The 14424-nt window shown below is 75.0% G+C and carries 13 protein-coding genes; 8 read left to right on the top strand and 5 right to left on the bottom strand.

Going from position 1 to position 14424, the window contains the following annotated elements:
• Positions 1–154: 154 nt before the first annotated feature.
• The gene (locus ACFYNX_RS29680) at positions 155–640 is read left to right on the top strand and encodes a cation:proton antiporter regulatory subunit (RefSeq protein WP_125664877.1); all 486 of its coding nucleotides are present in this window, start codon (positions 155–157) and stop codon (positions 638–640) included.
• A gap of 7 nt (positions 641–647) precedes the next feature.
• Positions 648–1922 carry a cation:proton antiporter gene (locus tag ACFYNX_RS29675; protein ID WP_365541849.1) on the top strand — a complete coding sequence of 425 codons (1275 nt, stop codon included), beginning with the start codon at positions 648–650 and terminating at the stop codon, positions 1920–1922.
• A gap of 66 nt (positions 1923–1988) precedes the next feature.
• Here ACFYNX_RS29675 and ACFYNX_RS29670 read toward each other — a convergent pair whose 3' ends face one another.
• Positions 1989–3425, bottom strand: a complete 1437-nt coding sequence (locus ACFYNX_RS29670) for a flotillin family protein (protein WP_388665727.1) — start codon at positions 3423–3425, stop codon at positions 1989–1991.
• Positions 3426–3492: 67 nt separating this feature from the next.
• Positions 3493–3984, bottom strand: coding sequence for a hypothetical protein (locus ACFYNX_RS29665; protein WP_388665725.1), 492 nt, complete (start codon positions 3982–3984; stop codon positions 3493–3495).
• A 430-nt stretch (positions 3985–4414) separates the two neighbouring features.
• Here ACFYNX_RS29665 and ACFYNX_RS29660 point away from each other — a divergent pair, with 430 nt between their 5' ends.
• Both ACFYNX_RS29660 and ACFYNX_RS29655 read left to right on the top strand, forming a co-directional pair.
• Positions 4415–4840 carry a BlaI/MecI/CopY family transcriptional regulator gene (locus ACFYNX_RS29660; RefSeq protein ID WP_388665723.1) on the top strand — a complete coding sequence of 142 codons (426 nt, stop codon included), beginning with the start codon at positions 4415–4417 and terminating at the stop codon, positions 4838–4840.
• A gap of 5 nt (positions 4841–4845) precedes the next feature.
• A complete protein-coding gene (locus ACFYNX_RS29655) occupies positions 4846–5790 on the top strand; it encodes a M56 family metallopeptidase (RefSeq protein WP_365541841.1) in 945 nt (314 codons plus the stop codon).
• 81 nt (positions 5791–5871) lie between these two features.
• On the opposite strand, the gene ACFYNX_RS29650 is transcribed toward ACFYNX_RS29655, so the two are convergent.
• The 3 genes from ACFYNX_RS29650 to ACFYNX_RS29640 form a co-directional block, all read right to left on the bottom strand.
• The gene (locus ACFYNX_RS29650) at positions 5872–6597 is read right to left on the bottom strand and encodes a dienelactone hydrolase family protein (protein WP_388665721.1); all 726 of its coding nucleotides are present in this window, start codon (positions 6595–6597) and stop codon (positions 5872–5874) included.
• 220 nt (positions 6598–6817) lie between these two features.
• Positions 6818–7273 carry a tellurite resistance TerB family protein gene (locus ACFYNX_RS29645; protein WP_388665719.1) on the bottom strand — a complete coding sequence of 152 codons (456 nt, stop codon included), beginning with the start codon at positions 7271–7273 and terminating at the stop codon, positions 6818–6820.
• A gap of 87 nt (positions 7274–7360) precedes the next feature.
• Positions 7361–8608 carry an SLC13 family permease gene (locus ACFYNX_RS29640; RefSeq protein ID WP_388665718.1) on the bottom strand — a complete coding sequence of 416 codons (1248 nt, stop codon included), beginning with the start codon at positions 8606–8608 and terminating at the stop codon, positions 7361–7363.
• A gap of 248 nt (positions 8609–8856) precedes the next feature.
• Here ACFYNX_RS29640 and ACFYNX_RS29635 point away from each other — a divergent pair, with 248 nt between their 5' ends.
• From ACFYNX_RS29635 to ACFYNX_RS29620, 4 genes are all read left to right on the top strand, one after another.
• Positions 8857–11178 carry a collagenase gene (locus ACFYNX_RS29635; RefSeq protein ID WP_388665717.1) on the top strand — a complete coding sequence of 774 codons (2322 nt, stop codon included), beginning with the start codon at positions 8857–8859 and terminating at the stop codon, positions 11176–11178.
• 132 nt (positions 11179–11310) lie between these two features.
• Complete coding sequence (locus ACFYNX_RS29630) at positions 11311–12516, top strand: NAD(P)/FAD-dependent oxidoreductase (protein WP_388665715.1); 1206 nt, start codon at positions 11311–11313, stop codon at positions 12514–12516.
• The gene (locus ACFYNX_RS29625; protein ID WP_388665713.1) at positions 12513–12833 is read left to right on the top strand and encodes a (2Fe-2S)-binding protein; all 321 of its coding nucleotides are present in this window, start codon (positions 12513–12515) and stop codon (positions 12831–12833) included. The genes ACFYNX_RS29630 and ACFYNX_RS29625 overlap by 4 nt, the downstream gene beginning before the upstream one ends.
• Before the next feature lie 37 nt (positions 12834–12870).
• Entirely contained in the window at positions 12871–14394 is a 1524-nt protein-coding gene (locus ACFYNX_RS29620; protein ID WP_388665860.1) for an FAD-dependent oxidoreductase, read from the top strand.
• Positions 14395–14424: the final 30 nt, after the last annotated feature.

The raw sequence follows: 14424 nt of genomic DNA, 5'->3' as shown, positions 1-14424 counted from the left end.
CCCATGTTCCGCGTCTCCCCGCGGATGGCACCATGACGGGGCCGCGGGGTGCGGGACGGCGCCGTTCCCCCCGTGGCACATCCCTTTCCACGAAAGGCCGGCGACCGGCCCCGACCGGCCGCTGCCGGTCACGACGACAGGAGGCGACGGGCCAGTGCCTGCCCCGCGGACCAGAACGACACCCCTGCCCGGCATCGGAGTCCAGTACGACTTCACCACCCGCGAGCACCGCGCGCTCTCGGTCATCGCGCACCGCGACGGAACGCGGACGGTGAACGTCTACCGGGCCGACGACCCCGACGCCTGCGCCCAGTCCCTCCACCTCACCGAGGGGGAGACGGCCTCCCTGATCGACGCGCTGATGCCCGCGCACCACAGCCCCAACGTCCTGCACACCACGGACCTGGGACTCGTCGCCGAGCGGATCGAGCTGTCCGCGCACTCCCACTGGAACGGGCGCGTGCTCGGCGACACCCGGATGCGCACCGAGGCGGGCGCCTCCGTCGTGGCCGTACTGCGCCGCTCCGGGGCGATCCCGTCCCCGACGCCGGACTTCCGGCTCGCGGGCGGCGACACGCTCATCGTGATCGGCACCCGCGAGGGCGTCGACGCCGCCGCCGCGATCCTCGGTCGGGAGTGAGGCGAGGGTGCACTCCGCTGTCTTCCTGATCGAGTTCGGCGCCATCATCCTCGGCCTGGGCCTGCTCGGCCGCTTCGCGGCCCGGTTCAGCTTCTCCCCGATCCCGCTCTACCTCCTCGCGGGCCTCGCCTTCGGCAACGGCGGCCTGCTGCCGCTCGGCGCCAGCGAGGAGTTCGTCGCCATCGGCGCCGAGATCGGGGTCATCCTCCTGCTCCTGATGCTCGGCCTCGAGTACACGGCGAGCGACCTCGTCTCCAACCTCAAGACCCAGTACCCGGCCGGGCTCGTCGACTTCACCCTCAACGCCCTGCCCGGCGCCGTCGCCGCGCTGCTGCTCGGCTGGGGGCCGGTCGCCGCCGTCGTCCTGGCGGGCGTCACCTGGATCTCCTCGTCCGGGGTCATCGCCAAGGTCCTCGGCGACCTCGGGCGCCTGGGCAACCGCGAGACCCCGGTGATCCTCAGCATCCTGGTCCTCGAAGACCTGGCCATGGCCGTCTACCTGCCCATCATCACGGCCCTGCTCGCCGGCGTCGGCCTCGCCGCCGGCAGCGTGACGCTCGCGATCGCCCTGGGCGTGGCCGGACTCGTGCTCTTCCTCGCCCTCCGGTACGGGCGCCTGATCTCCCGGTTCGTCTCCAGCGACGACCCGGAGAAGCTGCTCCTGGTGGTCCTCGGCCTGACCCTGCTCGTCGCCGGCGTCGCCCAGCAGCTCCAGGTCTCCGCCGCCGTCGGCGCGTTCCTCGTCGGCATCGCCCTCTCCGGCGAGGTCGCGGAGGGCGCGCACACCCTGCTGAGCCCGCTGCGGGACCTGTTCGCCGCGGTGTTCTTCGTCTTCTTCGGCCTGCACACCGACCCCGCCAGCATCCCGCCGGTGATCCTGCCGGCGCTCGCCCTGGCGATCGTCACCGCGCTGACCAAGATAGCCACCGGCCACTGGGCCGCGCGCCGGGCCGGGATCGGGGTCAAGGGCCGCTGGCGGGCGGGCGGCACGCTGGTCGCGCGCGGCGAGTTCTCCATCGTCATCGCCGGACTCGCCGTCAGCGCCGGAATCCAGCCGCAGATGGGACCCTTCGCCACCGCCTACGTCCTGGTCCTCGTCGTGATCGGGCCGCTCACCGCCCGCTTCACCGAGCCGATCGCCGCCCACCTCGCCCGTCGCCGGGGCACGCCGACGACTCCGGCCGCGGGAGACGGGGCGGAGCCCGCGGAGCCCGCCGCGGACCTCACCAAGGCCGGCAGTGACGACGTGGAGGCGGGAAGCGGGGCGTCCGGCCGCGCCTGACGCCGCGTCGCGCGTGCGCGAAAGGCCCGGGGGCGCGTTCCCCCGGGCCTTTCGTCGTTCCGTTCCTCAGCCGGTGATCTCGACGGCCTCGCTCTGGTCGCCCCGGGGCTTCGCCGGCTCCGCCCCGTTCGCCTTCCGCTTCTGGGTGATGCCCTGGAGGAGCTGCGCCAGGTCGACCCCGGTGGTGGCGGAGAGCAGCTCCACGCCCTGGGCGACGTTGTCCGCGACCGTACGGGACAACTGGCTGGCCCCGTCGGTGGAGATGACCGTCATCTTGTCGACGGCCGACAGCGGCTCGGACGCCTTGGCGACGACCTGGGGGAGGACCTCGACGAGCATCTGGAGGACGGCCGCGTCCCCGTACTGGGCGAAGGCGTCGGCCTTCTTGCGCATCGCCTCGGCCTCGGCGGAGCCCCGCGCGGCGATGGCGGCGGCCTCGGCCTCGCCCTCGATCCGCACGGCGTCGGCGAGCGCTGCGCGGTGCGCCTTCTCGCCCTCACCGGTCAGGCGGGAGCGCTGGGCGTCGGCCTCGGCCTGCTTGACCAGGGCGATCCGGCGGGCCTCGGCCTCCTGCTCGGCCTGGTAGCGGGCGGCGTCGGCGGGCTTGCGGACCTTCGTGTCGAGCTGGCGGTCGGTCAGCGCGGCCTGCCGCTCGGCGACCTTCTCCTGCTCGGTGAGGATGTCCTGCTGGCGGGCGGCCTCGGCGAGGGGGCCGGCGGCGTTGGCCTGGGCGGCGGCCTCGTCGGTCTGCGCCTTGATCTCGGCCTGCTTCAGGTAGAGGGTCCGCTGCGCGACGGCGATCTCCTCCTCCGCCTTCAGCCGGGCCTGCTCGGCGGCGCGGCGGGCGACGGCCTCGGCGATGTCCGCCTCCTGCTTGGCGCGGGCGGCCTCGGGGCGCCCGAGGTCCTCCAGGTAGGAGCCCTCGGTGGTGATGTCCTGGATCTGGAAGGCGTCCAGGACCAGGCCCTGGCCGGACAGGCTGGCCTCGGCCTCCTCGGCGACCTGGCCGGCGAACGCGGCGCGGTCGCGGATGATGTCCTCGACCGACATGCGGCCCACGATGGAGCGCAGCGCGCCGGACAGCACCTCCTGGGTGAAGCCGACGATGCCGTCCTGCTGCATCAGGAACCGCTGCGCGGCCGCCCGGATCGAGTCCTCGGTGCCGCCGACCTTGACGATCGCGACGCCCTCCAGGTTCGCCTTCACGCCGCGCAGGGTCACCGCGCCGCGCACCGCGACCGGGATGTGCCGGCTGGAGAGGTCGAGGGTGAACTTCTGCTGCACGAACGGCACGACGAACACGCCGCCGCCGACCACGACCTTCTGGCCGCTGTTGTCGGTGAAGACGCGGCCGGTGGCGGGATCGGTGGCCTTCTTGCCGCGCCGGCCCGTGATGATGAACGCCTCGCTCGGCCCCGCGACCTTGTAGCGCGTGACGACGACGAGACCGAGCAGAACGACCAGGACGACGATCCCGAGGACCGCTGTCAATACAGGACTCATGGCGAAATCCCCTTGCGTGGAACGTGGGTGAGAAAGGAGTGGAACGAAGAAGAAAGCGGCGGCGGGGTCAGCGCTCGACGGGGCGGACGGCGACCGACGTCGACGACAGGACGGACTCCACCCACACCTCGGCGCCCCGCGCCACCGGTGCGGCGGCCTTCGCCGCGTACTTCACCGGCTGCCCGCTCAGATACAGCAGGACCTCGCCGTAACCGGCGGCGGGGATCGACGTGACGACCCTGCCCGACGACCCCGTCAGGTCCTCGCCCCGGGGCGCGGGCGCGTCGTCCCGCAGCAGGACCCGGCTGAACCGCCAGGTCAGCCAGCCCACCAGGGCGCCCGCGACGGCCCCGACGAGGGTCGCGGTGACGGCGCCCGCACCGGCGGCGCCGGTGGCGATGGCCCCGGTGAAGCCGAGGGCCGACACGAAGCCGGCGATCACCGGAAGGGACAGGAATCCGTCCACGCCGATGCCGACGCTTTCCAGGACGCCGTCGAAAACCAGGGAGAGGGCCAGGACCACCAGTCCCGCGATTCCGAATCCGAGAAACCACACCATGTGCCGCGCCCCCTGGCCCCCGTTGATCGGCTCGCGCTTTCGCGCCCGCGTGTTCCCGCGTGCGCGTCCTCGCGCCGAGCCGTGAAATCGTGCTCCCGCGTCGTGAAAGTACCCCATTGTCCCACGTCGCAGGCCTGCGGAACATGGGTGCCGATACCCATTGACGCCCCACGCCGGTATTCCGGCGGTGAATTTCCCGAGCCCCGCGAGGCTACCCGAGTTCCTTTCCGCCGGGGAGGGGCGGGATGCCCGGGACGGCCCGGGACGTACGGCTTCCTCCGCCCGCTCCGTACGATCCCCTCGTACGATGGCCTGCCGACCGGACGGGCGGCGGACGGGCGGCGGACGGGGCCGTCGGGCACGACGGGAAGGCCGGGGAGGCCGGGAACATCGGGCACGTCGGGAACATCGGGAACGGAAGGGCGGCGGCATGGTGGACCGGAGCGAGGACGGGGCGGAGCCCTCGGCGCGCAGGCGCGGGCAGGGCGAGCTGGAGGCCCAGGTGCTCGCGGTCCTGCGCGAGGCGTCCGAGCCGGTGCCCGTGGCGTGGGTGCGCGAGCGCCTCGGCGGCGGCCTCGCCTACACCACCGTGATCACCATCCTGACCCGGCTGCGGACGAAGGGCGCCGTGGAGCGCGAGCGCGCGGGCCGGTCCTTCCGGTGGACGGCGGTCGCGGACGAGGCGGGACTCGCCGCCCTGCGGATGCGGAAGGTCCTGGACGCCGGGGCGGACCGCCAGGCGGTCCTGGCCAGCTTCGTGACCGCGCTCTCGCCGAACGACGAGCGACTCCTCCGTGAACTCCTCTCCCCGGAGGCCGAACTCCCCTCCCCTGAGGCCGGGGAGGAGGAAGGCTGACCGGCATGGGAGTCTTCGTCTTCCTTCCCCTGGTCCTTCCGCTCACCGCGTGGCCGGTCGCCCGCCTCGCCGAACAGCGGCTCCACCCCCGTACCGCGACCCGGCTGCTCGCCGCCGTCGCCGGCGTCTCCGCCGTGTGCAGCACGCTCTGCCTCGGACTGCTCGTGATCGTGGGCACCGCGCAACTGCCCGGCAACCCGCTCCCCGACGGCTGGTCGGACCCCGACGTGCGGGCGGCCGTCCCGTACGACGAGATCGCGGGCCGGGCGGCCATCCCCGCGCTCCTCGCCGTCCTCGTCTCCTGCGGCGTCGCCGCCCGGCGGCAACTGCGGGTGCGCCGCCGGGCGGCGGGCGCGCTCGCCGGGCTGCCGCCGACGTCCGTCGCGGTGCTGCCGGACCGCACCCCGTACGCGTACGCGCTCCCCGGCGGCCGGGGGCGCGGCCGGGGCCGGGTCGTGGTCAGCACCGGCATGCTCGCCGGGCTCGGGTCCGCCGAGCGCCGGGCCCTCTTCGCCCACGAGCGGGCCCATCTGGACGGGGGCCACCACCGGCACCTCCTGACGGTCCACCTGGCGGCCCGCGCCAACCCGTTCCTGCGCCCGCTGCGCACCGCCGTCGCGTACACCGCCGAGCGGTGGGCCGACGAGGAGGCGGCGGCCGAGGTCGGCAGCCGCCGCACCGTGGCCCGGGCGATCGGCAAGGCCGCCCTGCTCGCCCCGCGCGCACCCGCCGCCACGCTCCCCGCCCTGGCGGCGGTGGGCCCGGTGCCCCGCCGGGTCGCCGCCCTGATGCGCCCGGCCCCGATGGGCCGCGCCTGGCCGCCGGTCTGCACGGCCGCCGGCCTGGCCGCCTGGGGCGCCGCCTTCGGCACGACGGTCTCGGCCCTGTCCTCGGCCAACTCGGCGGTCACGCTGTACTTCGTGCTGCACGCGGCGACCACGTCGGTGTAGCGGACGGCGGCCCGTCACGGCGGGGCGGGCGGCCCGTGGACGGCGGTGGCGAGCAGGAGCGGACGCCGGGCGCCGATCGGATCAGTCCGTGACGGGCAGGCACTCGGCGAGCAGGGCGACGACGTCACGCCAGGCTCGCCGCGCGTGCCGCGGGTGGTGGCCGACGCCGGGGACCGTGGGGTGGTCGACCGGCGGGTGGTGGAAGGCGTGGAGGGCCCCTCCGTAGACCACGAGGCGCCAGTCGACGCCCGCGGCCCGCATCTCCTCGGCGAACGCGTCCCGTTGGGCGGGCGGCATGATCGGGTCCTCCGACCCGACCCCGGCCCACACCGGACAGCGAATGCGCGCCGCCTCGCCCGGTCGGCCCGTGGTCAGCGCGTTGACCGTCCCGATCGCGCGCAGGCCGACGCCGTCGCGACCGAGCTCCAGTGCGACCGCGCCCCCGGTGCCGTAGCCGATGGCGGCGATCCGGTCGGGGTCGGCCCGTGGTTCGGCACGCAGCACGTCGAGCGCCGCGTGGCCGATTCCTCGCATCCGGTCGGGGTCGGCGAGCAGCGGCAGGCAACGGGCCAGCATCTCCCCGGGGTCACCCAGGTAACGCCCGCCGTGGAGGTCGAAGGCCAGCGCCACGTACCCCAGTTCGGCCAGGGCGTCGGCCCGGCGGCGCTCGACGTCACCGAGCCCCGTCCCCTCGGGTCCGACCAGGACCGCGGGCCGGCGCCCGGCACCGGCCGGGAGCGCGAGGTGTCCGGCCATCGTCAGGTCGTCGGCCGGGTAGCTGACCGTACGGGTCGTGATCGTCGTCATACGCCTGGACGGTAAGGACCGTCGCACCCGTTCGGGGTGGTGTTCACCGACGGCGGAGCGGTCCGTCCCGACCGCGTCGCCCGGGATCGCGCGTCGACCCCGGGACGCCCTCCGCCGACCCGCTCCGGCGTCTCGCGACGCTTCCCCGGACCCTTGCGGACCCGGGGACCCCGTGCACCGGACGCCGCGCCCTGCCCGGTCCCGATCCGCCGGACGGCCCCTAGAGGTCGAACTCGTGGGGCGGCAGGCCGAGGGTGAAGCACGCCTCGCGGACCACGGCCTGTTCCGTCTTGTCGAAGTCGCCGTCGGCGCCGCCGATGACGATGCCGATCTGGACGACGGCGCGGGCCTCGGCCGGCTTCTTCTTGGCCTTGGCGATCTCCTGGAGGACGCCGACCTTGCCGAAGTCGAAGTCGGCGGTGAGCTTGTCCAGGTTGGCGTCGAAGCGGCGCTGGAGGTCGAGCGCGTCGAAGTTCTGCAGCACCTCGTTGGTGGCGATGAGCTGGGCGACCCGGCGGCGCTCGGTGGGGTCGATCGTGCCGTCGGCGGCGGCGACGAGGGCGCACATGGCCATGCTCGCGTCCCGGAACGCGCCGCTCTTCAGGTCGTTCTTCTTCGCCACCAACTGGGTCTGCATCGTCGATGCGGATTCCTTGACGCGGTCCCACAGGGCCATGAGCACTCCCGATGTCGATTACCTGCTTCTACGTATGTGTAGAACTTAGCAGTGCCGCCGGGAGTTCCCGGGTGGCGCGGATGCCGGTCATCCGTCCAGGAACAGGAGCGAGACCCACAGGGCCGCCGTCGAGGCGACGAGGGCGGCGGGCACGGTGAGCAGCCCGAGGCGGGTGAACCGCCCCAGGTCGACCGGGTGTTCGTGGTGGTGGGCGATCCGCCGCCACAGGAGGGTGGCGAGGGAGCCCGCGTACGTGAGGTTGGGGCCGATGTTCACGCCGATCAGGACGGCGAGCACCGCGCCGGGTCCCGAGGGGGCCGCCAGCGGCGCCAGGGCCAGGGTCGCGGGCAGGTTGTTGATGAGGTTGGCGAGGACGGCGGCGAGCGCGGCGGTGCCGAGCAGGGCCGGCAGGGAGGTGCCGTCGGGCAGGAGGTGGGCGAGGACGGTGCCCAGGCCGTTGTCGACGACGGCGCGGACGACGACGCCCAGGGCCAGGACGAAGGCGAGGAACGGCAGCGAGGCCGCGCGCACCAGCGCGCGGGGGGTGGTGCGGTGCCGGGCCAGGGCGCGTACGGCCAGGACGGCGGCGCCCGCCGCGGCCGCCCAGGCCGGGTCCACCCCGGTGGCCGAGGCGACGGCGAAGCCCGCGAGGGTCGCGGCCACGGTGACCAGGGCGAAGAGCGGGAGCGCGACGGGCTCCGGCGGCTCGGCGTCGTCGGCCGGAGCGGCGAGGTCGCGGGCGAAGAAGCGCCGGAAGACCGCGTACTCGACCGCGACGGCGGTGAGCCAGGGGAGCAGCATCAGGAGCGCGAACCGGGTGAAGCCGAGGCCGGTGGCCGTGAAGGCGAGCAGGTTGGTGAGGTTCGAGACGGGCAGGAGCAGCGAGGCCGTGTTCGACAGGTGGGCGCTCGCGTAGACGTGGGGCGCGGGCCGCGCCCCCATCCGGGCGGCCGTCGCGAAGACCACCGGGGTCAGCAGGACGACCGTCGCGTCCAGGCTCAGCACGGCGGTGATCAGCGAGGCGAGGCCGAAGACGGCGCCGAGCAGCCGCCGGGGCCGGCGGCGGGACCAGCGGGCCATCCAGGCCCCGCAGGCCTGGAAGAGGCCCTCGTCGTCGCAGAGCCGGGCGAGGACGAGGACGGCCGCGAGGAAGCCGATCACCGGCCCGAGCCGCTCGGCCTCCTCGCGCACGGCGTCGGGCGTGACCGCCCCCACCGCGAGGACGGCGCCGGCGGCGGGCAGCGCGAAGACCGCCTCGGGCAGGCGGAAGGGACGGACGACGGCGCAGACGAGCACCACGGCCAGGGCGAGCACGGACACGGACGAGACGAGCATGCGTCCGATCATCCGGGGTCGCGGAGGCCGGGACGGCGCCGGGGCCCCGGCGGGTCCCGCCCGATCCCCGAAACCGGCAGCCGCCACCGTGATTTCCCCGCCCGGTTCCCGCCCACCCCTTGTCAGTGCAATTTCACATTACTATGGTACTGCTCGCACCGAAGCTGCAATCGACGTCAACTCGACGCACAGCCAGGCGAGTTGACTGGGAACCACCCCCACATCCCCCTCCCGACACAGGAGTTCTGGTGTCCCAGCACAGATCCGTGCGCACCACCCTGCTCGCCGCCGTCCTGGCGGCCGGCCTGCTCGTACCGCTCGGGCAGACCGTCAGTCAGGCCGCCGAACGAACCGCGACCGCGGGAAGCGCGCCGCACGCCGCCGAGGCCCGGCCGCACCCGTACGACGAGGTCGACCGCCTCGCCGCCGCGCCCCCGGCCACCGCCGCCCCCGCACCCGCCCCGGGCGGCACCGCCGCCGGCCGGATCCCCGGACCTGCCGAGGCCGCCGCCCCCGCGCCGCGCGGGATCCGGAAGGGCGCCGCCGCGCCCTGCACCCTCGACGGGGTCACCGGCCTGGCCCCCGAGCGGTTCGCCGACTTCCTCACCGACCCCGCCGTGACCGCCGACGGCTGTCTGCGCGACCTCATATGGACCTGGGACGCCCGGCTCGCCCCGGTCATGTCCGACGCCCACGTCCAGGCCGTCGCCCGGCGCGCCTCCTCGCTCGCCGCGAGTCACGACGGACGCAACTCCACCCACCTGGAAGAGCTGTTCACCTACCTCCACGCGGTGGCCTACCACGACTTCTCGCGCGACGAGATCGACACCACCGACGCCCCGACCGTCGACGCCGTGCGCCGCGCCGTCGCCGACTACGGCACGGCCGCCCGCACCTTCGACGCCACCCCGGCCAACGCCGCCACCCTCCGCGAGGCGCTCTACGCGGCCAGCGCGCCCGGCCTGCGCCACCACCAACTGCCCCTGATCCGCAAGGTCCTGGCGACCATGGACGCCGACCACACCGCGACCCGCCTCGACCCGGCCTGGGCGAACGCCGCGCTCGCCGCGCTCTCCGTCAACTACCTCGGCGTCTACCCGGGCAACCGGGACGCCGCCTTCCACGCGGCGGCCGCCGCCGACCCCGCGTACCGCGCCGCCTTCAAGGCCTTCTCCGGCCACGGGCACCTCAAGGGGACCGCCAACGCCTGGGTCGCCCGCGACGCGCTGAGCGAGTACGGCCGCTTCGGCCAGATCGACGGCCTGCGCACCGGCGTCGTCGCCGACCTCGGCGCCCTGCTCGGCCCGGTCGAGACCACCTTCGGCACCGCGAGCGCCCCGTGGGCCTCGCTCGTCTCCTGGCTCAACTTCTACGAGGCCTGCGCCCCCTACAGGGTGTGCAAGGAGGACATCGAGCGCCGGATCTTCCCGTACGCCTACACGTACGACAACGGGGCCATCAAGGTCCGCACCGGCCTCCCGCGCGCGACCGTCGACACGCTCTACTACGCGAGCAAGCGGGTCAAGGCGCAGTTCCACCGCGTCCTCAGCACCCAGGAGCCCCTGGCCGGCGACCCCAACTCCACGCTGAACATCGTCCTGTACGCCTCGCGCGCCGACTACGAGCAGTACCACCCCATCCTGACCGGGATGGACACCAACAACGGCGGCATCTACATCGAGCGCGGCGCCACCTTCTACACCTACGAGCGGCGCGTCCCGCAGGACTCCACGCTCACCCTCGAAGAGCTCTTCCGGCACGAGTACACGCACTACCTGAACGGCCGGTACGCCGTGCCCGGCTTCTTCGGCGAGGGTCCCTGGTACCAGAACGACCGCACCACCGCCATGGACGAGGGCACCGCCGAGTTCTTCGCCGGTTCCACCCGCGACAACGGCGTCGCCGTCCGCAAGTCGCTCGTCCGCGGCGTCATCTCCGACACGGCGGGCGGCGGACCGCGCATGACGGTACGTCAGCTCCTGAACGCCACCTACGACGGCGACGGGTTCCGCTTCTACCCCTACGCCGGCACCTTCTTCGAGTACCTCTGGACCGAGAAGCCGTCCCTGCTGCGCGAGATGTACGGGCACCTGCGCGGCAACAACGTGTCCGCGTACGACGCCTGGCGCGCGCGGCTCGGCTCCGACACGGCGCTCCAGCGCGGCTACGACTCCTTCCTCGACGCCCGGATCGCCGAGGTGGACCGCCTGTACGTGCCGGTCACCACCTTCACGCCGAACGACCGGCTGCGGGACTCCAAGGCCTCCGAGGTCGCCGCCTCCTTCGCCGCCGCGACCTCCAACACCCCCGCCTGCGCGGAGACCGGCGCGCCGGGCGGACGCCGCTTCGTCTGCACCGGCCGCGTCACGGCCAACCTCGCGAACGCGGCCAGCGCCGACCAGGTCTTCAAGGACATGTCCGAGACGGTCGACTACTTCCTCCTCGACCGGGCGGGCGCGGCCTCGAACAACCTGGCCGACATGGACTGCTCCTTCGGCCCCGTCGACATCTGGACCGGCGGACGCGCGGGAACCTCCGGCTACACCTGCGAGGGACCGCTGCGCGGCTGAGCCGCGCGCACCGGGTCCGGAGGGCGCCGGGCCGGGCGACCCCCGACGCGCCCTCCGGCCCCGGACCTGCTCCCGTTCCCGTTCCCGTTCCTTGTCCTGTTCCTCCTCAAGGGAAGGTGGCACCTTACTGTCGTGTCCAAGAGCCAGAGCCCGGACGTCGTGGTCATTGGCGCGGGCGTCGTCGGAGCCGCCTGCGCGTACTTCGCGGGCCGCGCGGGCCTCTCCGTCGCGGTCGTCGACCGGGGCCCCGTCGCGGGCGGCACCACCGGTGCCGGCGAGGGCAACCTCCTCGTCTCCGACAAGGAACCCGGACCCGAACTCGACCTCGCCCTGCTCTCCGCGCGCCTCTGGCGCGACCTCGCCGGCCTGCTCCCGCCCGACGTCGAGTACGAGGCCAAGGGCGGCCTCGTCGTGGCGCCCGACCCGACCGCCCTCAAGGCCCTGCGCGCCTTCGCGGAGGGACAGCGGACGGCCGGCGTCGAGGCCGCCGAGGTCCCCGGCGACGGGCTGCGCGCCCTGGAACCGCACCTCGCCGACGGCCTCGCGGGCGGCTTCCACTACCCGCAGGACTCCCAGGTCCAGCCCGCCCGCGCGGCGGCCCGCCTCCTCGCCGCCTCCGGCGCCGCCGTCCACCTAGGCGAGGAGGTCACCGACGTCCTCCGCACCCCCTCCGGAGCGGTGCGCGGGGTCCGCACGCCCCGCCGCGACCTCACCGCCCCCGCCGTCGTCAACGCGGCCGGGACCTGGGGCGGCGCGGTCGCCGCGCTCGCCGGCACAGAGCTTCCCGTACGGCCCCGGCGCGGCTTCGTCCTGGTGACCGAATCCCTCCCCAGGGTCGTACGGCACAAGGTGTACGCCGCCGACTACATCGCGGACGTCGCCAGCGGCTCGGCCGCGCTCCAGTCCTCGGCCGTCGTCGAGGGCACCCCCGCCGGGCCCGTGCTCATCGGCGCCACCCGCGAACGCGTCGGCTTCGACCGCTCCCTGTCCACCGAGGCCCTGCGCCGGCTCGCCGTCCGGGCCGCCGCGCTCTTCCCGGTCCTCGCGGACGTGCGGGTGCTGCGCGCCTACCACGGCTTCCGCCCCTACCTGCCGGACCACCTGCCGGCGATCGGCCCCGACCCGCGCGTCCCCGGGCTGCTGCACGCCTGCGGCCACGAGGGCGCGGGCATCGGCCTCGCCCCGGCCACGGGGCTCCTGATCGCCGCCGCGCTCACGGGCGGCGCGGGGGAGAGGGCGGAGGGGACGGCGGGGACGGCGGGCGTGGACCCGGCGCCCTTCCGGCCCGAACGCTTCGACGACACCTCCGACGCCGGACGACGGGAGAGCACCCCATGAGACGACGCCGCACCCCGCGCGCCCTGGTCGGCGGCCGGGCCGAGACCGCCTTCACCGTCACGTTCGACGGGCGCCCGCTCCCCGCCCTGGACGGCCAGTCCGTCGCGGCCGTCCTGTGGGGCGCGGGCATCCTGACCTGGCGCACCACCAGGAACACCGGGGCGCCGCGCGGGGTCTTCTGCGGCATGGGGAGCTGCTTCGACTGCCTCGTCACGGTCAACGGGCGCCCCAACCGGCGGGCCTGCCTCACCCCGGCCCGCCCCGGCGACGCCGTCACGACACAGGAGGGAACGGGCCGTGCCGACCTCGCCGTCTGAGCCGTCTGAGCCGTCCGGGCTGTCCGGGCTGTCCGGGCTGTCCGGGCCCTTCGAGCCGCCAGAGTCGTCCGGGCCCCCCGAGCCGCCAGAACCGTCCGGGCCGTTCGACCTCGCCGTCGTCGGCGCCGGGCCCGCCGGCCTCGCCGCCGCCGTGGAGTCGGCCCGCCGGGGCCTCCGGGTGGTCCTCGTCGACGCCGGTGACCGGCCCGGCGGCCAGTACCACCGGCACCCCGCGCCCGAGCTGGGCGCGCGGCGGCCCGGGGCGCTCCACCACGACTGGCGGGAGTTCACCCGCCGCGCGGCGGCCCTGGACGGCCTCGTCCGGGCGGGCCGGATCGTCCACCTGCCCGGACACCACGTCTGGACGGTGCTGCCCGAGGCCACCGGCTGGAGGCTGCACGCCGTGGCCGGGCCCGACGAGACCGCCGCGACCGTCCGGGCCCGGGCGGTGCTCCTGGCCACCGGCTCCCACGAGCGCCAACTTCCCTTCCCCCGCTGGACGCTGCCGGGCGTGGTGGGCGCCGGGGGAGCGCAGGCGATGCTCAAGGGCGGGCTCGTCCTGCCCGGCCGCCGGGTCGTCGTGGCCGGCAGCGGCCCCCTGCTCCTGGCGGTCGCCGGCTCCCTCGCGGCGGCGGGCGCCCGCGTCCCCGCCGTCGTCGAGGCCGGTGCGTACCTCGGCTACTCCGGCTTCGTCCCCACGCTCCTCCGCAACCCCGCCAAGCTCGCCGAAGGAGCCCTGCACGGAAGCGCGTTGCTGCGCCACGGCACCAGGCTCCTCGCCCGTCACGCGGTCGTCGAGGCCCACGGCTCCGGGCGCGTCGAGGCGGTGACCGTGGCACGGCTCGACCCCGACTGGCGCCCCCTGCCGGGCACCGGCCGCCGGATCCCCTGCGACGCGCTCGCCGTCGGCCACGGCCTCGTCCCGCAACTGGAACTCGCCACGGCCCTCGGCTGCGCGACCCGCGCGAGCGCCGACGGAACGGCCGCCCTCGTCCTCGACGCCGAGCAGTCGACCTCGGTCCCCGGCGTCTGGGCCGCCGGGGAGGCGGGCGGCATCGGCGGCGCCCGACTCGCGGTCGTCGAAGGGAAGCTGGCGGCGCTCTCGATCGCCCGCACCCTCCTCGGCACCCGCACCCGCACCCGCCTCAGCGCCCGCACCCTCCTCGGCGCCCGGACGCCGGAGCCCCGCGAGGCCGCGCTCCGGCGCCACCGCGACCGGCTGCGCGCCTTCGCGGAGGCGATGGGCGCCGTGCACCGGCCAGGACCCGGCTGGACCGGATGGCTGCGGCCCGACACGGAGGTCTGCCGCTGCGAGGAGGTGACGGTCGCCCGGGTGGCGGAGGCCGTCGACGCCCTGGGCGCCCGGGACGCCCGTACGGTCAAGCTGCTCACCCGCGCCGGCATGGGCTGGTGCCAGGGCCGGACGTGCGGCCCCGCCGTGGCCGCCCTCGCCGGACGGGCGGCCGGGGGAGAAGCCGCCCCGGACCGGCGCCCGCTCTCCTGCCCCGTACCGCTCCGCCATCTGGCGGACCTCCCGGAGCAGGGCCGCACCGAGAACTGACCCGGCATCAGAATCGGGCGCACCCGGGCC

This window comes from Streptomyces sp. NPDC007872 (assembly GCF_042868165.1).
In the GTDB taxonomy this organism is placed as follows: Bacteria; Actinomycetota; Actinomycetes; order Streptomycetales; family Streptomycetaceae; genus Streptomyces.
The sequence above is the reverse complement of the archived record's forward strand: the minus strand, read 5'-3'. Positions and strand labels throughout refer to the sequence as shown.

Coding starts and splice junctions, on each gene's coding strand:
- ACFYNX_RS29650 (WP_388665721.1), bottom strand. CDS start 6,597: ATGACGACGATCACGACCCGTACGGTCAGCTACCCGGCCGACGACCTG.
- ACFYNX_RS29665 (WP_388665725.1), bottom strand. CDS start 3,984: ATGGTGTGGTTTCTCGGATTCGGAATCGCGGGACTGGTGGTCCTGGCC.
- ACFYNX_RS29645 (WP_388665719.1), bottom strand. CDS start 7,273: ATGGCCCTGTGGGACCGCGTCAAGGAATCCGCATCGACGATGCAGACC.
- ACFYNX_RS29640 (WP_388665718.1), bottom strand. CDS start 8,608: ATGCTCGTCTCGTCCGTGTCCGTGCTCGCCCTGGCCGTGGTGCTCGTC.
- ACFYNX_RS29655 (WP_365541841.1), top strand. CDS start 4,846: ATGGGAGTCTTCGTCTTCCTTCCCCTGGTCCTTCCGCTCACCGCGTGG.
- ACFYNX_RS29625 (WP_388665713.1), top strand. CDS start 12,513: ATGAGACGACGCCGCACCCCGCGCGCCCTGGTCGGCGGCCGGGCCGAG.
- ACFYNX_RS29660 (WP_388665723.1), top strand. CDS start 4,415: ATGGTGGACCGGAGCGAGGACGGGGCGGAGCCCTCGGCGCGCAGGCGC.
- ACFYNX_RS29670 (WP_388665727.1), bottom strand. CDS start 3,425: ATGAGTCCTGTATTGACAGCGGTCCTCGGGATCGTCGTCCTGGTCGTT.